Below are 17,902 nucleotides of genomic sequence, written 5' to 3'. Positions count from 1 at the left end.
CCTGACTTCCCCATGCCATTCCCCCTCCCCCGCCGGCGTCCGCCGCGCAGCCTCGCCGGGCAGCTCTTCGCCATGCAGGTGGTGCTGGTCGCCGCCGTCGTGGCGGGCTGCGCGGTCTTCGCGTACCTCACCGACCGCGGCCAGGCCGAGGAGACCGCGCGCCGCCAGACGACGGCGACCGCGACCGCGGTGGCGCGCTCGCCGGCCGTGGTGGCGGCGATCCGCTCCGGCGACCCGACGCCCGTGCTCCAGCGGTACGCGGTGTCGCTGACCGGCCGGGAGGGCGTCACCTTCGTGACGATCATGGCCCCGGACGGCACCCGCTGGACGCACCCGGACCCGGCGCAGATCGGCCGCCCCTACCTCGGCCACACCGAGGAGGCGCGGCGGGGGCGGACGTACTCGGAGACCTACCGCGGCACCCTCGGACCCTCGGTGCGCACGGTCGTGCCGGTGTACGACGGGCCGGGCGTGGTGGGGCTGGTCAGCGCGGGCATCACCATCGAGCGGATCAGCGCGCAAGTACGCGGCCAGGTGACGGCCCTGCTCGGCATGGCGGGCGTGGCGCTGGCGCTCGGCGGGGCGGGGACGTACGTGATCAACGCGCGGCTGCGGCGGCACACCCACGGGATGAACGCGGCCGAACTGAGCCGGCTGCACGACTACCACGAGGCGGCGTTGCACGCGGTGCGCGAGGGACTGGTGATGCTGGACGGGCAGCGGCGGATCGCCCTGGTCAACGACGGGGCGCGGGCGCTGCTGGGGCTGACCGGCCGGGACGTGGTGGGGGCCCGGGTGGACGAGCTGGGGCTGCCGGCCTCGCTCACCGGGGCGCTGCTCAGCGGCGGCCCGCGGATGGACGAGCTGCACCTGACCGAGACGCGGGTGCTGGTGGTGTCCACCCGCCCGGTGGTCGGCGGGGAGCGCCGGGGCACGGTGGTGACCCTGCGGGACCGCACCGAGCTTCAGGCGCTCTCCGGGGAGCTGGACTCCGAGCGCGCCTTCACCCAGGCGCTGCGCTCGCAGGCGCACGAGGCGGCGAACCGGCTGCACACCGTCGTCTCGCTGATCGAGCTGGGCCGGGTGGCGGAGGCGGTGGACTTCGCGACGGCGGAGCTGGAGCTGGCGCAGGCGCTCACCGACCGGGTGGTGGACGCGGTGGCCGAGCCGGTGCTGGCCGCGCTGCTGCTGGGCAAGGCGGCGGAGGCGAGCGAGCGGGGCGTGGAGTTCGTGCTGACCGAGGACAGCCTGATCGACGACGGGGTGCTGCCGTCCACCCTGCCGCCCCGGGACCTGGTCACCATCCTCGGCAACCTGGTCGACAACGCCCTGGAGGCGGCCGGGCGGGGCGGGGGCGGCGGCCGGGTGACGGTGACCGCCCGCACCGGCGCCCGGGAGCTGCTGCTCGCCGTCGCGGACAGCGGCCCGGGCATCGGGCCCGGCGACCGGGACGCGGTCTTCGAACGCGGCTGGTCCACCCGCGGCCCGGGCCGCGGCCTGGGCCTGGCGCTGGTCCGGCAGGCGGTGCGCCGTGGCGGCGGCTCCATCGAGGTCGGGCCCGGCACGGGTGCGGGCGAGGGCGCACGCTTCACCGTACGGCTGCCGCTGGGCGCCGCCTCCGGGACGGAGGCCCGCGCATGACCGAGGCGCACGCGCGGGCCGGCATCCGGGTGCTGGTGGTGGAGGACGACCCGGTGGCCGCCGACGCGCACGCGCTGTACGCGGGGCGGGTGGCGGGCTTCACCGTGGTGGGCACCGCCCACTCGCGGGCGGCGGCCGCGCGGCTCCTCGAACGCACCCCGGTGGACCTGATCCTGCTGGACCTCTATCTGCCGGACGGCCACGGGCTGGCGCTGCTGCGCTCGCTGCGGGCGGCCGGGCACCACGCGGACGTCATCGCCGTCACCTCGGCGCGAGACCTGTCGGTGGTCCGCGAGGGCGTGTCGCTGGGCGTGGTGCAGTACGTGCTGAAGCCCTTCGCCTTCGCCACTCTGCGCGACCGGCTGACCCGGTACGCGGAGTTCCGGGCGGCCGCGGGCGAGGCGTCCGGGCAGGAGGAGGTGGACCGGGCGCTGGCCGCCCTGCGCGCTCCGCAGCCGGCCGCCCTGCCCAAGGGCCTCAGCGCCCCGACGCTGACCGCGGTCACCGGCGCGCTGCGCGCCGCGGCCGCCGGGATGACCGCCGCCGAGGCCGGCGCGGCCGTCGGCATCTCCCGCATCACCGCCCGCCGCTACCTGGAGCACCTGGTCGCGGCCGGGCGCGCCGACCGCAGTCCGCGCTACGGCCAGGTGGGCCGCCCGGAGTTGGAGTACCGCTGGGTGCGGGGCGCGGCCGGGCGGGCGGGCAGGTAGGCGGGGTCGCGAGCCGGTTGATTACCGACAGGTAGGGTCAGGTCGGGACCTTCTGGACGTTCCTACGACTTCTCACCTTGGGCGAACGCACCGTAGCCACCCGTGACCAGCCGCTTCTACCGTGTGCGCGTGCACCCCTCCCCACCCTCACCACCGTTCAACGCCTTCGCCGCGCGCAGACTCCGCGAGGCCCTGGGCATGGCTCCCGCCCACGTCGCCTACGGCCTGCGGGCCCAGTACGGTCTCGGCGTCGCACCGGAGACCGTGCTCGCCTGGGAACGCGGCCAGGCGTCCCCCGACGCGCGGGAGCTGAGCGCCCTGGCCGGGGTGCTGTGGTGCTCGCCGGCCGAGCTGCTGGCCGCCGCGACCACCCTGCGGGAGCACCGCATCGCGCGGGGCGTCGCCCCCGAGGACCTGGCGCGCAGGCTGAGCATGGACCTCAAGGCGTACCTGCGCATGGAGGAGAGCAACCGCTGGCGCGGCAACGAACGCCAGACGGCGATGCTCTCCGAGATCCTGGCACTGGGGCCGCGCGACCTGGTGGAGGCCACCGGCCGCGACGAGGAGCTGTCGGACCTGCTGCGCAGCGCCGCGACGACCCGCTGGCAGGCGTACGTCAAGCCGGTGGCCAAGCTGCTGCCGATCCCCCGCCGCAGGCTGGAGGTCGTGTTGCAGCGGCTGCACGCGGACTACCACGCGCGGATGGTGGCGACCAGCAGTTGGGGCTCGGAGGTGACCGGGGGCAGCAGCGGGGAGGCCGGGCGCGAGTACCTGGCCCGGGTGGTGGACCACTTCTGGGAGCTGGCCCGCGTCTGAAGCCGGGGGCCGGGCCCGTCGGAGGCGCCGGTCGCCGGCGGGGTGGTGGGCGGCGCGTCCGGGCGGCCGTGGGCGTCGCCGCGCAGATAGAGCACCACCGTGCTGGCGGCGAGCAGCAGCGCCACCACCGCCAGCACCGGTATCAGGGCGCTCCAGCGGGCGTCCGCGTCCGCCGGGGCCGGTCCGCCGCCCGAGGGTCCGCACGGCGGTCCCCCGCCGGCCGGTGGCGGCAGGTCGGCCGGCGTCCAGGAGAGGCTCCAGCCGCCCGGCGGCTCCTGCGGGAGGTCCTCCGGGAGGTCCTCAGGGCCGGGCGGTGCGCCGTCCAGGGGCCCGGGGGAACGGGGTGCGGGCTCGTCCGCGCGTCCACCCGCCATCCCCGACCACCCCTCACCGCCGCTGCGACCGGCCTCCCGTCCCGGTCAGGGTGCGGGCGGTCCCGGGCCCGGCTCAAGAGGGGAACCCGCCGATTCGGCCACCGGAACGGGCCGCTCACCGCCCTGCGGACACGGCCCGTCGGCCGAGGCGGTCTCAGAAGACGGACTCGGCCTCGTACATCCGGTCCTCGGGGACCGTCTTGAGCCGGGTGACCGCGTGCGCGAGCGGGGCCATCACGACGTCGGTGCCGCGCAGCGCCGTCATCCCCCCGAAATCGCCCCGGTGCGCCGCCTCGACCGCGTGCCAGCCGAACCGGGTGGCGAGGACCCGGTCGTACGCGGTGGGGGTGCCGCCGCGCTGGACGTGGCCGAGGATCACCGGCCGGGCCTCCTTGCCCAGGCGCAGCTCCAGCTCCTTGGCCAGCCGGTTGCCGATGCCCAGGAAGCGCTCGTGGCCGTACTGGTCGATGGCGCCCTTCTCGTACTCCATGGAGCCCTCCGCCGGGTGCGCGCCCTCGGCGACGCAGACGACGGCGAACTTCTTGCCGCGCGCGAAGCGCTCCTCCACCATCTTGACCAGGTCGTCCACCTGGAAGGGCCGTTCCGGCAGGCAGATGCCGTGCGCGCCGCCCGCCATGCCGGACTCCAGGGCGATCCAGCCGGCGTGCCGCCCCATCACCTCCACGACCATGACCCGCTGGTGGGACTCGGCGGTGGTCTTCAGACGGTCTATGGCCTCGGTGGCCACCGTCACCGCCGTGTCGAAGCCGAAGGTGCGGTCGGTGGCGGAGATGTCGTTGTCGATGGTCTTGGGGACCCCGACGACCGGCATCCCGGCCTCCGAGAGCATCCGGGCGGCGGTCAGGGTGCCCTCCCCGCCGATGGGGATCAGCACGTCGATGCCGTAGCGCTTCTGGAGCTCGCCGCAGTTCTCGGCGGCCTCGCGCAGCCGGGCCCGCTCCAGCCGGGCGGAGCCGAGGATGGTGCCGCCGCGGACCAGGATGCCGCTGACCGCGTTGAGGTCCAGCGGCCGGTAGTGGCCGTCCAGCAGGCCCTTGAAGCCGTCCTCGAAGCCGATGACCTCGTCGCCGTGGCCGGTCAGCGCGCGGTGCACCACCGACCGGATCACCGCGTTCAGGCCGGGGCAGTCGCCGCCCGCCGTGAGGACTCCGATGCGCATCGTGCGTCTCTCCCGCTCGATAGGGGTCGGTGGAAAACGGTGGGGATACGGGTGTGGGCCCTTCCGAATTGTCCCACGGTCGGCTGCCCGCCGGGCCCGCCGGTCGGCCGTGTCCGCCCCGTGGGCGGCGGCCCCGCCCCGGTCCGCCTGGCGGGCGTGCTACCCAGTCGCGAGGGTACTGTCAAGGGGGTGTTTGCAGCCGCATCGAGAAACGCGACGAACGCGACGGGAGAGCTTGCGTGGCGCGCAGCGTGTACGTGACCGGGATCGACCGGGGGGACGGCCGGCAGGTCGTGGAGCTGGGGGTCATGGAGCTCCTGACCCGCCAGGTGGACCGGGTGGGGGTGTTCCGTCCGCTGGTGCACGACGGACCGGACCGGATGTTCGACCTGCTGCGGGCGCGCTACCGGCTCTCCCAGGACCCGGCCACCGTCCACGGCATGGACTACCACGAGGCGTCCGCGCTCCAGGCCGAGCGGGGCGTCGACGAGTTGGTGTCCACGCTGGTGGAGCGGTTCCACCGGGTGGCCCGGGAGCACGAGGTGGTGCTGGTCCTCGGCACCGACTTCGCCGCCACGCAGCTGCCCGAGGAACTGGCGCTGAACGCGCGGCTGGCCAACGAGTTCGGCGCGACGGTGATCGCGGTGGTCGGCGGCAAGGGGCAGAGCGCCGCGTCGGTGCGGGCCGAGACCCGCAACGCGTACGCGGCCTACGACAGTCTGGGTTGCGACGTGATCGCCATGGTCGCCAACCGGGTGGCCGCGATCGACCGGGCGGAGATCGCCGAGCGGCTGTCCGGGCGGCTGCCGGCGCCCTGCTACGTCCTGCCGGACGAGCCCGCGCTGTCCGCGCCGACCGTCTCCCAGATCGCCCACCACCTGGGCGCGGAGGTGGTCCTCGGCGACGGCTCCGGGCTGGCCCGGGACGCGCTCGACTTCGTCTTCGGCGGCGCGATGCTGCCGAACTTCCTCAACGCGCTGACCCCCGGCTGCCTGGTGGTGACCCCCGGCGACCGGGCCGACCTGGTGGTGGGCGCGCTGGCCGCGCACTCGGCCGGCACGCCGCCCATCGCGGGGGTGCTGCTCACCCTGGACGAGCGGCCGTCCACCGAGGTGCTGACGCTGGCCGCCCGGCTGGCGCCCGGCACCCCGGTCCTCTCGGTCAGCGGCAACAGCTTCCCCACCGCGGCCGAGCTGTTCACCCTGGAGGGCAAGCTCAACGCGGCCACCCCGCGCAAGGCGGAGACCGCGCTCGGGCTGTTCGAACGCCATGTGGACACCGCGGCGCTGCTGAAGCGCTTCTCGGTGGCCAGCAGCGGCCGCGTCACGCCGATGATGTTCGAGCACGCGCTCCTCGAGCAGGCCCGGGCCGACCGCCGCCGGGTGGTGCTGCCCGAGGGCGCCGAGGAGCGGGTGCTGCGCGCGGCCGACGTGCTGGTACGCCGCGGGGTGTGCGACCTGACGCTGCTGGGGAACGTGGACGCGGTCCGCAGGAAGGCCGCCGACCTCGGCGTCGACCTGGGCGGCAGCCGGATCGTCGACCCGGCGACCTCCGAGCTGCGCCAGCGGTTCGCCGAGCGGTACGCGCAGCTGCGCGCCCACCGGGGGGTGTCGGTGGAGCTGGCGTACGACGTGGTCGCGGACGTCAACTACTTCGGCACCCTGATGGTGCAGGAGGGCCTGGCCGACGGGATGGTGTCCGGCTCGGTGCACTCCACGGCGGCGACCATCCGCCCGGCCTTCGAGATCATCAAGACCAAGCCTGGGGGCGCCTCCCAGGGCGAAGCCCGAGGGGGAGCCTCGATCGTCTCCTCGGTCTTCTTCATGTGCCTGGCCGACAAGGTGCTGGTGTACGGCGACTGCGCGGTCAACCCGGACCCGGACGCCGCCCAGCTCGCGGACATCGCGGTGCAGTCGGCGTCCACCGCGGCCCGGTTCGGCGTGGAGCCGCGGATCGCGATGCTGTCCTACTCCACCGGCACCTCCGGCTCCGGGGCGGACGTGGACAAGGTCCGCGAGGCGACCGAGCGGGTCCGCGCCTCCCATCCGGAGCTGCGGATCGAGGGCCCGATCCAGTACGACGCGGCGGTGGAGCCTTCGGTGGCGGCGACCAAGCTTCCGGGCTCGGAGGTGGCGGGCCGGGCGACGGTGCTGATCTTCCCGGACCTCAACACCGGCAACAACACCTACAAGGCCGTGCAGCGCTCGGCCGGCGCGGTCGCGGTGGGCCCGGTGCTCCAGGGCCTGCGCAAGCCGGTCAACGACCTTTCGCGCGGCGCGCTGGTCAGCGACATCGTCAACACGGTCGCGATCACCGCGATCCAGTCCCAGGGCGGTGCGGACTCGTGAGCACCCCCGCCGCCGCTTCCGCCCCCTCCGAAGAGAGCCGCCCCGCCGTGAGCCCCACCGCCTCTCCCTCCGCCACCCGCGTCCTCGTCCTCAACTCCGGCTCCTCCTCCCTCAAGTACCAGTTGCTGGACATGGGCGACGGCACCCGGCTGGCCGCCGGGCTGGTGGAGCGGATCGGCGAGGAGTCGTCCCGGGTGGTGCACACCCCGCTCGGCCCGGACGCCGGGGAGAAGCGGGAGCGGACGGCGGAGGTCGCCGACCACGACGCGGCGCTGAAGGCGGTCGCCGAGGAGCTGTCGAAGGACGGCGTCGGCCTGGACTCCCCCGAGCTGGCGGCCGTCGGCCACCGGGTGGTGCACGGCGGGCTGCGCTTCTCCGAGCCGACGGTCGTCACCGACGAGGTGCTGGCCGAGATCGAGCGGCTGGTGCCGGTGGCGCCGCTGCACAACCCGGCCAACATCACCGGCATCCGCACGGCGACGGCGCTGCGCCCGGACCTGCCGCAGGTGGCGGTGTTCGACACCGCGTTCCACACCACGATGCCGGAGTACGCGGCGCGGTACGCGATCGACACCGAGACCGCGGACGCGCACCGGGTGCGCCGCTACGGCTTCCACGGCACCTCGCACGCGTACGTCTCGGCCCGGACGGCGAAGCTGCTGAACCGCGACCCGTCCGAGGTCAACGTGATCGTGCTGCACCTGGGCAACGGGGCGTCCGCCTCGGCGGTGGCCGGCGGCAGGTGCGTGGACACCTCGATGGGGCTGACCCCGCTGGAGGGGCTGGTGATGGGCACCCGCTCCGGTGACGTGGACCCGGCGGTCGTCTTCCACCTGAGCCGCAACGCCGGAATGTCGAACGACGACGTCGACGCCCTGCTCAACAAGAAGAGCGGCCTCGTCGGCCTGTGCGGCGACAACGACATGCGGGAGATCCGCCGGCGGATCGACGCGGGCGACGAGCGGGCCCGGCTCGCCTTCGACGTCTACGTCCACCGGCTGAAGAAGTACATCGGCGCGTATTACGCGGTACTCGGGCGGGTGGACGCGGTGGTGTTCACCGCCGGCGTCGGCGAGAACGCGGCGGAGGTGCGCGCGGCGGCGGTGGCGGGCCTGGAGGAACTGGGGCTGGCCGTGGACGCCGGGCTGAACGCGGTGCGCTCGGGCGAGGCGCGGCTGATCTCGCCGGAGTACGCGCGGGTGGCGGTGGCGGTGGTGCCCACCGACGAGGAGCTGGAGATCGCCCGCCAGACCTACGCACTGGTCCGCGGCGACCGCGGCGCGGACGCTGGGGAATGAGTTATCCGCGCGGCGGACAGCAGACCGGATGCGTGGGGAGTCGAGCACGAGTGAGCGACCTCACGCCCATTTGTACATTCCGCTAGACGGAATATTCCGCAGTGAAACAAACCGATAGGATCCGCCTTATGCGCCGTTCCAAAATCGTCTGCACACTGGGCCCCGCCGTCGACTCGTACGAGCAGTTGAAAGCGCTCATCGAGGCCGGTATGAACGTGGCCCGCTTCAACATGAGCCACGGATCCCACGGTGAGCACGAGGAGCGGTACCACCGCGTCCGCCAGGCCGCCGAGGACACCGGCCGCGCCGTCGGCGTGCTGGTGGACCTCCAGGGACCGAAGATCCGCCTCGAGACCTTCGCCGAGGGACCGGTCGAGCTGGTGCGCGGTGACGAGTTCACCATCACCACCGAGGACGTGCCCGGGGACAAGTCGATCTGCGGCACCACGTACAAGGGTCTGCCGGGGGACGTCTCCAAGGGCGACCAGGTCCTGATCAACGACGGCAACGTCGAGCTGCGGGTGGTCGAGGTCGAGGGCCCGCGGGTGAAGACGATCGTCGTGGAGGGCGGCGTCGTCTCCGACCACAAGGGCATCAACCTGCCCGGCGCGGCGGTCAACGTCCCGGCGCTGTCCGAGAAGGACGTCGAGGACCTGCGCTTCGCCCTGCGCCTCGGCTGCGACCTGGTCGCGCTCTCCTTCGTCCGGGACGCCGGCGACGTCAAGGACGTGCACAAGGTGATGGACGAGGTGGGCCGCCGGGTCCCGGTCATCGCCAAGGTGGAGAAGCCGCAGGCCGTGGACAACATGGCCGACGTGGTCATGGCCTTCGACGGCGTGATGGTGGCCCGCGGCGACCTGGCGGTGGAGTACCCGCTGGAGAAGGTCCCGATGGTGCAGAAGCGGCTGATCGAGCTGTGCCGCCGCAACGCCAAGCCGGTGATCGTGGCGACCCAGATGATGGAGTCGATGATCACCAACTCGCGGCCGACCCGCGCCGAGGCGTCCGACGTCGCCAACGCGATCCTGGACGGCGCGGACGCGGTCATGCTCTCCGCCGAGTCCTCGGTGGGGGCCTACCCCATCGAGACCGTCAAGACCATGTCCAAGATCGTCGCCGCCGCGGAGGAGGAGCTGCTGGCCAAGGGCCTCCAGCCGCTGGTCCCCGGCAAGAAGCCGCGCACCCAGGGCGGTTCGGTCGCCCGCGCCGCCGCCGAGATCGCCGACTTCCTGGACGGCAAGGCGCTGATCGCCTTCACCAAGTCCGGCGACACCGCCCGCCGCCTCTCCCGCTACCGCGCGGGCCAGCCCATCCTCGCCTTCACCACCGAGGAGGCCACCCGCAACCAGCTCGCCCTGAGCTGGGGCGTGGAGTCCTTCGTCGTCCCCCACGTGGACAACACCGACGCCATGGTCGACCTCGTCGACGCCGAGCTGCTGAAGCTCCAGCGCTACAACCAGGGCGACACCATGGTCATCACCGCCGGCTCGCCCCCCGGCGTCCCCGGCACCACCAACATGGTCCGCGTCCACCGCCTCGGCGGCGAGAAGGAAGCCGCCGGCACGGCCTGACGGCCGCGGCACGCCACAGACCCGCGCCCCGGCCCGTACCTCTCAGGTACGGGCCGGGGCGCGGGTCTCGTCCACGGCGTGACGCCGGTCGCTCACTCCTCGATGTAGTTCCCGAGGCCGGGGACCTTCAGGGTGCCGCCGAACTGGCCGGCCTGGATGACCTGGACGTCGGTGAAGAAGGCGAACGGGACGTTCAGCGGGGGCGGGGTCTCCGGGCTGAAGGTGATCGGGATGAGGCCGAAGAGCTTGCCCTTCAGTTCCTCGGTGTACATCGTCACCGTGCCGCCGCGGATGGTCGACGTCGAGCCGGGGCGGGACGTCACATGACCGGTGCGGCCCTCGGAGTGCACGGTGCGCTGGTGCAGGTCCTTGATGTCCACCGACTCCGAGGTGAACTTGAGGACCTTCTTGATCTTGCCGCTGCCGGTCTGCACCTCGACGATGCCGTGGTAGTCCAGCCCGGACAGGGTGAGCCGGGAGCTCTCCAGCCGCCAGGGCTCGTCGGCCAGCAGCGGGATGCCCGGTTCGGCCTTCGCCGCGGCCAGCGCCTCGGGGTCGGCGGTGGGGCACGGGAAGTGCGGCTTGGCGCCCTCGGGGATGTCCTCGTCCTCGGTCGGGTCGGTCCCCTTGGCCTTCTCCGGCAGCTCCTCGACCTCGGCGCCGGCCTTCTCCGCGGCGTCCTTGATCGCCTGCTCGGTGCGGTCGCCGGGCGTGTCCTGCCCGTCCCGGGACTCGTCCGGAGACTCGTCCGCGGACCCGTCTTCGGAGGGCTTGTCCCGGGACTCGTCCTCGGCGGGCTTGTCACCGGACGGCTTGTCGCGGGCCTCCGGCTCGGCGGAGGGCTTCTCCGAGGACTCGGGGGCCTTGCTCGACGGGGTCGCCGTCGGCTCGTCGGCCTCCTGGTCCTTCTCCTTCTCCCTGCCCTTGCCGGTGATGCCGCCGAACAGGTCGTCGATGGCGTTGCCCACGCCCAGCGGGTCCAGCGGGTGGCGGGACTCCGACTCGGAGGGCTCCGGCTCGGACGGCTCGGAGGACCGGGTGGGCTCGGACTTCGAGGACTTGGGAGACTCGCTCGCCGGAGCCGTCTCCTTCCTGCGCGCCTCGTCGTCGCCGGAATCCTTCGCCGAGCCCTTCGCGGACTCGTCCGCGGAGGGGCTGTCGGCGGGGGACGGCTTCGAGTCCTCCTCGGCGGCGCTCTCGCTCGCGGAGGGCGAGGGGGACGCTTCCGGGGACTTCGAGGGCTCCGGGGACTTCGACGCCGAGGGGGACTCGGACACGTCCGGCTCGTCGGAGCGGGTCACGCAGGGCCCCGGGGCGAACGGGATGTCCTTGTCGTCGGCGAGCGCCAGCTTCGGCGTCAGGCCGAAGCCGACGAGTACGGCGGTGGGCATCGCTGCCAGGGCCATGGCCTTTCCGGCCGGCGCCTGAATCTTGCTCAGCAGCGACTTCCTCGGCGCCGCGTGGCGCGGGCCCCGCTTCAGCGGCGGCTGGGATTCCTCACCCCGCACTGTTCCTCCCGCCATTGGCATCGACTGTCGTGGGTGTCGGGTCGTTCGCGTACGCCGGCTTGGTGTTCCGGGCGCGCTCGGCCGGCAGTTCCTCGGCCGGCGTGCCCGGGGCCCAGGAGATCGACAGCGCGCCGCCGATGAGCGAGAACAGGAAGCCGATGGCGAAGCCGCCGAAGTTGGCGATGGGGATCGAGACCAGGGCCAGCAGGATCGCGGCGATACCGGCGAAGATCCGGACGAGGGGCTGGAACCACATGGTCAGGCCGAGGGTCATCAGCAGGATGCCGATGATCAGCGCGCCCGCGCCGGTCGTGGTGGACAGCGCCAGCGTCATCGCACCGAGCTTGAAGCTCGCGTACGGGAAGTAGACGATCGGGATTCCGCCGAGCAGGGTGAACAGACCCGCCCAGAAGGGGCGGTGGCCCCGCCACTCGCGGAAGCGCCTCCGGAAGACGCGGAGGTAGTGCTCGTTCTGGCCCGGTGACTCGGCGCTCATGGAAAGCTCCCTGGTACTGGTGTTGCTGGTGGAGATTAGGGAGACGGGCGGGCTCGGTGCCATGGGCCCCGGCCCGCCCGCGCGTGCACCGGTCAGTAGCACTCGACGCCGGCGCCGGAGCCCTTCAGGAGCTCCATGTTCAGCCCCTGGAGCTTGAAGTTGCCGGCCGTGGTGGCCCACGCCTTCTGCTCGACGCCGGACAGCTTCGCGACCTCGGCCTGCTGGGCGAAGCCGTTCGGCAGGATGCTGCCGTCCTTGACCGCGGGACCCTTGCCGATCTTCGGGTTGTCCGTGTCCTTGGCCGCCATGCCGATGTCGATGTTCGTGAACTCGGCGTCGGCCTTCAGCTCGGTGACGTCCAGGTAGAGGCGCTCGGCGACGACCGGCTTGCCCTTGCCCTCGCCCGCCTTGAGCTTCAGCGTGATCTTGCCGACGAACGGCACGTCGGTGACCACGGACTGGCACATGTTGGTGATCTCGGCCCGCTTGAAGGTCGAGATCGCCACCGGACGGGCGACCTTCTCGTCACCTTCCTTGACGTTGGCGTAGCCCATGTCCACGCCGCCGTACTGAGCGAAGCCGGTGCCCTCCAGGTAGCCGGCCTTGACCTTGAACTCCTGGCCGGAGACGGCGAACGACGCCGCCAGTGCCCCCTGCGCCATGCCGATGCCTATCGCGGCCGTGGCGGCCACGCTCGGCACCATCACGACGGCGAACCGCTTCCATCTGGTCCCACCGCGAACCTGGGACTTCATAGGATTCCTCCTTCTCGGACGTACATCTCCGGAAAGGGCGTGGGCCCCGTCCTTCAGATGGGAGAAGTGCTACGTCCTCGGGAAGGAGAGCGCCGTACGGGCAGGCGCGAGGTGCGTCCGAACCACCGGCGATCACCCCCGAGCGACAACCACTGCCGCGCGTCGACGCGGCCCTGGGGTGGACAGGCCCTGCCGGCTGGGCAGGAACCCCCCTGTCCGCGGCCGGACTGCTGGTGCGCCGGCCGGCTCGGTGGGGACCCTCATCCGCCGGCGCGGCTGGTTTGCCGGGCTGGTGCGGAATCGGACCGAGCGTGGCCGATCGTGGTCCATTCACCGCCGGGGCACAAGGGGTTCATTACTGGCTAGTAACGGGGAGATGACCACGCCGCGACACAGGGGCGCCACCTGGGCACACAGGGTGTTACCGGCTGGTTCGGCGAAGCCGGATATGGAGGGAGAAAGCCAGACATAAGGAGGGCGTCGACTTACTGGAAGTAACAGCGGCCGCGTTTACCAAGTTTTGGTAAAGCGCGGCCGCACTTTGTCACTGTGTCGCCAAAACGCCCAGCGGACCGGCTCCGGTCAGACGCCGGACGCGCACCCGCGGAAGAGGTTCCGGCCGGGGATCAGAACAGCACCCGGGCGAGGGCGCCGCGGGCCTTGACGACCCGCGGGTCATCGGAGCCGATCACCTCGAAGAGGCCCAGCAGGTGGAGCCGGGCGGCGTCCCGGTCCGCGCCCGCGGTGCGGCGCACCGTCTCCACCAGGCGGCCGAAGGCGTCCTCGACGTGCCCGCCGACCAGGTCCAGGTCGGCGGCGTCGATCTGGGCGCGCACATCGGCCGGGGCGTCGGCGGCGGCCTTGCGCACCACCTGCGGGTCCAGCTTGCCGACCCGGCCGAGCAGCTCGGCCTGCGCCAGGCCCAGCTTGGCCTCCGGGTTCTCCGGGTCGTCGACCAGCACATTGCGGTACGCCTGGACGGCGCCGGCGAAGTCGCCCGCGTCCAGCGCCTGCACGGCCGCCTCCAGCAGGGCGTCGTAGGGCCCCACCGGGACCGCCGCCGCCTCGGGGGCCGCGCCGGGGGCCGCGTCCGCGTCCACCGCGATGCCGGTGAGCCCGAAGCGCTCCTCGGCCACCTGCACCAACTGGTCGAGGGTCTGCCGGATCTGGGCCTCCGGCGCCGCGCCCTGGAAGAGCGGCAGCGCCTGCCCGGCGACCACCGCGAAGACCGCGGGGATGCCCTGGACGCCGAACTGCTGCATCAGCATCTGGTTGGCGTCGACATCGATCTTGGCCAGCACGAACCGGCCGGCGTACTCGGCGGCGAGCCGCTCCAGCACCGGGCTGAGCTGCTTGCACGGCTGGCACCACTCGGCCCAGAAGTCGATGACGACGGGCACCTCGGTGGAGCGCTGGAGGACGTCGCTCTCGAAGCCGGCCTCGTCGACGTCGATCACCAGGGCGGAGGGCGGCACCGCCGGCGTACCGCCCTGCCGGGCGGACTCGGCGCGGGCCTGCTCGGCCTTGGCCTTGGCCTCTCCGGCCGCCTTCACCGCGGCGAGGTCGACGACACCGCTCATGGACATGTTCCTAGGCTGCATGGGTACATCCTCCCCCCTCCGCGCGCGTAACCGGTAAGCCAACGCACTCGCGGGAGCGCCCGGACGGATCCGGGCCCTCGCCGCCGTCTTCTCCGTGACCCGGAGTCCCCACCCCGGGTCGTGCACCGGGGTCCCCACCCCGGACTTTCGTGGTTGTCGCGCAGGTCCCGCACGTGGTCTCGTACAGCCTTTCGCTACGGGTCGTAGCGTAACTGCCGCGGTGGCGGCACGGGAAGCGGGATCCCGTGAACTGGCTCACAGCTACGCCCCGGTAACACCGGACGTACTGACCGGTATGGTCGGGCGTCATGTGCAGCACCCTCCCCCGCGGCGCCCGGACCCCCCGTACCGGCGGCCGCCCCCGCAGCGCGCGGGCCGACGCGGCCATCCTGGAGGCGACCCGGGCGGCGCTGGTCGAGCTGGGCTGGTCCAAGCTGACGATGGGCGACGTGGCCACCCGCGCCGGGGTCGCCAAGACCACCCTGTACCGGCGCTGGGCCGGCAAGAACGAGCTGGTGGTGGACGCGGTCGCGGTGCTCTTCGACGAGCTGGAGCTGCCCGACCGGGGCAGCCTGGCGGACGACATCGAGGGCGTGGTGCGGCAGTTCGCCGCGCTGCTGGAGCGGCCGGAGACGAAGACGGCCCTGATGGCGGTGATCGCCGAGTCCACCCGGGACGAGCCGCTGCGCGAGCGCATCCGGGAGTCGATCGTGGCCCGGCAGAAGCGGCTGGTGCTGGAGGGCCGGCGGCGGGCGCAGGCGCGCGGGGAGCTGCCGGCGAGCGCCGGTCCGGCCACCGGCACCGACGACCTGATCTTCGACGTGATCGCCGGGGCGGTGGTGCACCGCGCCCTGGTGAGCGCCGAGCCGGTGGACGCGCAGTGGGTCCGGCGGCTGACCGCGCTGCTGCTGGGCGGCCTGGCGGCGGCCGCGGCGGACGCCCTGTAGCCGACGCCGTGCAGCGGACGGTGGCGGGCCCGGCGCCCCAGGGCGCCGGGCCGGGCAGTACGAGGTCAGACCTGGTAGCGGTGCGGGGCGAAGAGGTGGAGGTGCTCGGCGACCCATTCGCTGGTGTGCTTCAGGCCCTCCTCCAGCGGGACTTCGGGCCGCCAGCCCGCCCACGCGCGGGCCCGGCGGTTGTCCGACAGGAGCCGTTCGACCTCGCTGCCGGAGGGGCGCAGCCGGTCCCGGTCGGTCACGATCTCCACGCCGTCCCGGCCGGAGGCGGCGATCAGCCGGCGGGCCAGGTCGCCGATGGAGATCTCCTGGCCGCTGCCGAGGTTGACCACCTCGCCCAGCGCCCGGTCGCAGCCGGCCAGGGCGAGGAAGCCGCGGGCGGTGTCGGCGGCGTAGGTGAAGTCCCGGGTGGGAGCGAGGGAACCCAGGCGCAGTTCCCGTACGCCGGAGTGGAGTTGGGCGAGGATCGCGGGGATGACCGCGCGGGCGGACTGGCGGGGGCCGTAGGTGTTGAACGGGCGGACGACGGTCACCGGGAGCTCGAAGGCGTGCCAGTGGGACAGCGCCATCATGTCCGCGCCGATCTTGGAGGCGGAGTACGGGGACTGCGGCTGGAGCGGGTGGTCCTCGGCGATGGGGGCGGTGCGGGCGGTGCCGTAGACCTCGCTGGTGGAGGTGTGCACCAGCCGCCGCACGCCGTGCCGGCGGCACGCCTCGGCGACGTTCTCGGTGCCGGTGACGTTGGTCTGGACGTACGCGCCGGGCGAGTCGTAGCTGTACGGGATGCCGATCAGCGCGGCCAGGTGGAAGACGGTGTCGCAGCCGGCGACCGCGTCCATCACCCGGCCGGCGTCGCGCACGTCGCCGGCGATCAGTTCGACGTCGCCGAGCAGATGGGCCAGGTTGCCCTTCTCCCCGTACGGTTTGTAGTGGGCGAACGCCCGTACCCGCGCCCCTCGTTCGAGGAGCTGGTCGACCAGGGTGGAGCCGATGAAGCCCTCCGCGCCGGTGACCAGCACGGTGCGGCCGGTCCAGTCCAGACCGGAGAGGTGGGACGTCAGTGCCATGAGAACTCCTTGAGCAGCGGTACGGAGGGTGCGGCGAGCCGGATGACGTGCTCGGCGAGCAGGTCGGCGGCGTGGGCGTGCGGGCCGGGTTCGGCGGCGCCGCTCATCGCGGCGAGCCGGGCCGGGTCGGCGAGCAGCGGCTCGACCAGGGCGGCGAGCCGGCCGGCGGTGGTCTCGTGGTCGGGCAGCAGCACTCCCGCGCCGGCGTCGGTGAGCACCCGGGCGTTGTGCGTCTGGTGGTCGCCGGGGGCGTGCGGGTACGGGACGAGGACGGCCGGTACGCCGGTGCTGGCGAGCTCGGCGACGGTGGCCGAGCCGGCCCGGCAGACCACCAGGTCGGCGGCGGCGTAGACGAGGTCCATCCGGTCCAGATAGGGCACCGCGCGGGCGGTGGGGTGGCCGTGGAGGGCGGCGCGGGCGGCGGGCAGCGCGGCCGGGCCGGTCTTCACCAGCAGGTGCAGGCCGCCCCGGTCGCGCCAGCGGTCGGCCAGGCCCAGGGCGGCCTCGGTGAGCCGGGCCGCGCCGAGGCTGCCGCCGTTGACCACGACCAGCTTCGCGCCCCCGGGCACCCCGAGGGCGGCACGGGCGGCCGGGCGCAGCGCGGCGCGGTCGAGGCCGGCCAGCGCGGCGGCGATCGGCATGCCGGTGGTGATCGCGCCGGGCAGGTGGCCGGTGTCGAAGGCGACCGCGATGTGCGGGGTGAGCCGGGCGGCGAACCGGTTGGCCCGGCCGGGCACGGCGTTGGACTCGTGGATCAGGCTGGGCAGTCCGGCCATCCGGGCTCCGACGATCACCGGGGCGCTCGGGTAGCCGCCCATGCCGACGGCGATCTGCGCCCGCTGGTCGCGCAGCACGGCGCGGGCCTGCGCGCCGGACTTCAGCAGGGCGGCGGGCAGCAGGTAGCGGCGCGCGCCGAGGGCGGGGTCGAAGGGGATCATGTCGACGGTGTGCAGTCGGTAGCCGGCGGCGGGTATCAGCTCGCTCTCCAGTCCGCGGGTGGTGCCGACGAAGGAGACGGCGGCGTCCGGCGCGGCGCGGCGCAGGGCGTCGGCGAGGGCGAGCCCGGGATAGATGTGGCCGCCGGTGCCGCCGGCACCGATGACCACGGACAGTGGTGTGCGCATGGCACGGAACGGTGCCGAGGCGTCCTAAGAGGGTTTTAAGAGCACGTTTTGGCAGGCTGGGGCCCATGAGTACGAGCGCGGGCAGGGTGCTGGTCGTCGACGACGAGCCGGAGGTGCGGGCGGCCGTCGAGGACGGGCTGACCGTGGAGGGGTACGAGGTGCTCGGCGCGGCCGACGGGCTGGCGGCGCTGTCGGCGGTGGCGGCCTGGCAGCCGGACGCGATCGTGCTGGACGTGCTGATGCCGGTGCTGGACGGTCTGGCGGTGTGCCGGCGGCTGCGGGCGCTGGGCGACCGTACGCCGGTGATCGTGCTGACCGCGCTGGACGCGGTGAGCGAGCGGGTGGACGGGCTGGACGCGGGAGCGGACGACTATCTGGTGAAGCCGTTCGCGCTGGACGAGCTGGCGGCCCGGCTGCGGGCGCTGCTGCGGCGGACCGCGGTGGCGGGGGCGGAGGG

General features: G+C 73.4%; 15 protein-coding genes. 8 read left to right on the top strand and 7 right to left on the bottom strand.

Translation table 11 applies throughout. The annotated features are described in order from the left end of the window. Positions 1 to 12: 12 nt before the first annotated feature. The 3 genes from C6N75_RS19030 to C6N75_RS19020 all read left to right on the top strand — a co-directional run bounded on the left by C6N75_RS19030 (position 13) and on the right by C6N75_RS19020 (position 3,167). The gene (locus tag C6N75_RS19030) at positions 13 to 1,641 is read left to right on the top strand and encodes a sensor histidine kinase (RefSeq protein WP_105870112.1); all 1,629 of its coding nucleotides are present in this window, start codon (positions 13 to 15) and stop codon (positions 1,639 to 1,641) included. Continuing rightward, positions 1,638 to 2,351 (top strand): response regulator, encoded by a 714-nt coding sequence (locus tag C6N75_RS19025; RefSeq protein ID WP_105870111.1) that lies wholly within the window; start codon positions 1,638 to 1,640, stop codon positions 2,349 to 2,351. The genes C6N75_RS19030 and C6N75_RS19025 overlap by 4 nt, the downstream gene beginning before the upstream one ends. A 129-nt stretch (positions 2,352 to 2,480) precedes the next feature. Further along, on the top strand, positions 2,481 to 3,167 hold the full coding sequence (locus C6N75_RS19020; protein WP_407703243.1) for a helix-turn-helix domain-containing protein: 687 nt from the start codon (positions 2,481 to 2,483) through the stop codon (positions 3,165 to 3,167). A 528-nt stretch (positions 3,168 to 3,695) separates the two neighbouring features. Here the strand turns inward: C6N75_RS19020 and C6N75_RS19015 are convergent. After that, complete coding sequence (locus C6N75_RS19015) at positions 3,696 to 4,721, bottom strand: ATP-dependent 6-phosphofructokinase (RefSeq protein WP_105870110.1); 1,026 nt, start codon at positions 4,719 to 4,721, stop codon at positions 3,696 to 3,698. A gap of 239 nt (positions 4,722 to 4,960) precedes the next feature. Here C6N75_RS19015 and pta point away from each other — a divergent pair, with 239 nt between their 5' ends. The 3 genes from pta (at position 4,961) to pyk (ending at position 9,938) form a co-directional block, all read left to right on the top strand. Next, on the top strand, positions 4,961 to 7,069 hold the full coding sequence (pta, locus tag C6N75_RS19010; protein WP_105870109.1) for a phosphate acetyltransferase: 2,109 nt from the start codon (positions 4,961 to 4,963) through the stop codon (positions 7,067 to 7,069). A 47-nt stretch (positions 7,070 to 7,116) separates the two neighbouring features. Next, the gene (locus C6N75_RS19005) at positions 7,117 to 8,367 is read left to right on the top strand and encodes an acetate kinase (protein ID WP_105870113.1); all 1,251 of its coding nucleotides are present in this window, start codon (positions 7,117 to 7,119) and stop codon (positions 8,365 to 8,367) included. A gap of 128 nt (positions 8,368 to 8,495) precedes the next feature. Next, complete coding sequence (pyk, locus tag C6N75_RS19000) at positions 8,496 to 9,938, top strand: pyruvate kinase (RefSeq protein WP_105870108.1); 1,443 nt, start codon at positions 8,496 to 8,498, stop codon at positions 9,936 to 9,938. A gap of 92 nt (positions 9,939 to 10,030) precedes the next feature. Here pyk and C6N75_RS18995 read toward each other — a convergent pair whose 3' ends face one another. The 4 genes from C6N75_RS18995 to C6N75_RS18975 all read right to left on the bottom strand — a co-directional run bounded on the left by C6N75_RS18995 (position 10,031) and on the right by C6N75_RS18975 (position 14,298). Next, on the bottom strand, positions 10,031 to 11,467 hold the full coding sequence (locus C6N75_RS18995) for an MSCRAMM family adhesin (RefSeq protein WP_105870107.1): 1,437 nt from the start codon (positions 11,465 to 11,467) through the stop codon (positions 10,031 to 10,033). Beyond that, the gene (locus tag C6N75_RS18990) at positions 11,436 to 11,942 is read right to left on the bottom strand and encodes a DUF6114 domain-containing protein (protein ID WP_105870106.1); all 507 of its coding nucleotides are present in this window, start codon (positions 11,940 to 11,942) and stop codon (positions 11,436 to 11,438) included. The genes C6N75_RS18995 and C6N75_RS18990 overlap by 32 nt, the downstream gene beginning before the upstream one ends. A 92-nt stretch (positions 11,943 to 12,034) precedes the next feature. After that, on the bottom strand, positions 12,035 to 12,697 hold the full coding sequence (locus tag C6N75_RS18985) for a DUF6230 family protein (protein ID WP_105870105.1): 663 nt from the start codon (positions 12,695 to 12,697) through the stop codon (positions 12,035 to 12,037). 626 nt (positions 12,698 to 13,323) lie between these two features. Further along, on the bottom strand, positions 13,324 to 14,298 hold the full coding sequence (locus C6N75_RS18975; RefSeq protein WP_105870104.1) for a tetratricopeptide repeat protein: 975 nt from the start codon (positions 14,296 to 14,298) through the stop codon (positions 13,324 to 13,326). Positions 14,299 to 14,606: 308 nt separating this feature from the next. On the opposite strand from C6N75_RS18975, the gene C6N75_RS18970 reads away from it, so the two are divergent. Beyond that, positions 14,607 to 15,245 (top strand): TetR/AcrR family transcriptional regulator, encoded by a 639-nt coding sequence (locus C6N75_RS18970; protein ID WP_105870103.1) that lies wholly within the window; start codon positions 14,607 to 14,609, stop codon positions 15,243 to 15,245. Between the two features lie 65 nt (positions 15,246 to 15,310). On the opposite strand, the gene C6N75_RS18965 is transcribed toward C6N75_RS18970, so the two are convergent. Beyond that, the gene (locus C6N75_RS18965; RefSeq protein WP_105870102.1) at positions 15,311 to 16,321 is read right to left on the bottom strand and encodes an SDR family NAD(P)-dependent oxidoreductase; all 1,011 of its coding nucleotides are present in this window, start codon (positions 16,319 to 16,321) and stop codon (positions 15,311 to 15,313) included. Further along, the gene (locus C6N75_RS18960) at positions 16,312 to 17,445 is read right to left on the bottom strand and encodes a UDP-N-acetylglucosamine--N-acetylmuramyl-(pentapeptide) pyrophosphoryl-undecaprenol N-acetylglucosamine transferase (RefSeq protein ID WP_105870101.1); all 1,134 of its coding nucleotides are present in this window, start codon (positions 17,443 to 17,445) and stop codon (positions 16,312 to 16,314) included. The genes C6N75_RS18965 and C6N75_RS18960 overlap by 10 nt, the downstream gene beginning before the upstream one ends. Positions 17,446 to 17,510: 65 nt before the next feature. Here C6N75_RS18960 and C6N75_RS18955 point away from each other — a divergent pair. Then, on the top strand, positions 17,511 to 17,902 hold a 392-nt coding region (locus tag C6N75_RS18955), incomplete at its 3' end, for a response regulator transcription factor (RefSeq protein ID WP_146132611.1).

The organism is Streptomyces solincola (assembly GCF_002982015.1).
Classification (GTDB): domain Bacteria; phylum Actinomycetota; class Actinomycetes; order Streptomycetales; family Streptomycetaceae; genus Streptomyces; species Streptomyces solincola.
This window is presented reverse-complemented; position numbering and strand designations above follow the sequence as displayed.

Bases quoted from the DNA above. Each gene is read 5' to 3' on its own strand.
- C6N75_RS18965 (WP_105870102.1), bottom strand. From the start codon at position 16,321: ATGGCACTGACGTCCCACCTCTCCGGTCTGGACTGGACCGGCCGCACC.
- C6N75_RS19015 (WP_105870110.1), bottom strand. From the start codon at position 4,721: ATGCGCATCGGAGTCCTCACGGCGGGCGGCGACTGCCCCGGCCTGAAC.
- C6N75_RS18970 (WP_105870103.1), top strand. From the start codon at position 14,607: ATGTGCAGCACCCTCCCCCGCGGCGCCCGGACCCCCCGTACCGGCGGC.
- C6N75_RS18975 (WP_105870104.1), bottom strand. From the start codon at position 14,298: ATGCAGCCTAGGAACATGTCCATGAGCGGTGTCGTCGACCTCGCCGCG.
- C6N75_RS18995 (WP_105870107.1), bottom strand. From the start codon at position 11,467: ATGCCAATGGCGGGAGGAACAGTGCGGGGTGAGGAATCCCAGCCGCCG.
- C6N75_RS18990 (WP_105870106.1), bottom strand. From the start codon at position 11,942: ATGAGCGCCGAGTCACCGGGCCAGAACGAGCACTACCTCCGCGTCTTC.
- C6N75_RS19030 (WP_105870112.1), top strand. From the start codon at position 13: ATGCCATTCCCCCTCCCCCGCCGGCGTCCGCCGCGCAGCCTCGCCGGG.
- pyk (WP_105870108.1), top strand. From the start codon at position 8,496: ATGCGCCGTTCCAAAATCGTCTGCACACTGGGCCCCGCCGTCGACTCG.
- C6N75_RS18960 (WP_105870101.1), bottom strand. From the start codon at position 17,445: ATGCGCACACCACTGTCCGTGGTCATCGGTGCCGGCGGCACCGGCGGC.
- C6N75_RS18985 (WP_105870105.1), bottom strand. From the start codon at position 12,697: ATGAAGTCCCAGGTTCGCGGTGGGACCAGATGGAAGCGGTTCGCCGTC.
- C6N75_RS19025 (WP_105870111.1), top strand. From the start codon at position 1,638: ATGACCGAGGCGCACGCGCGGGCCGGCATCCGGGTGCTGGTGGTGGAG.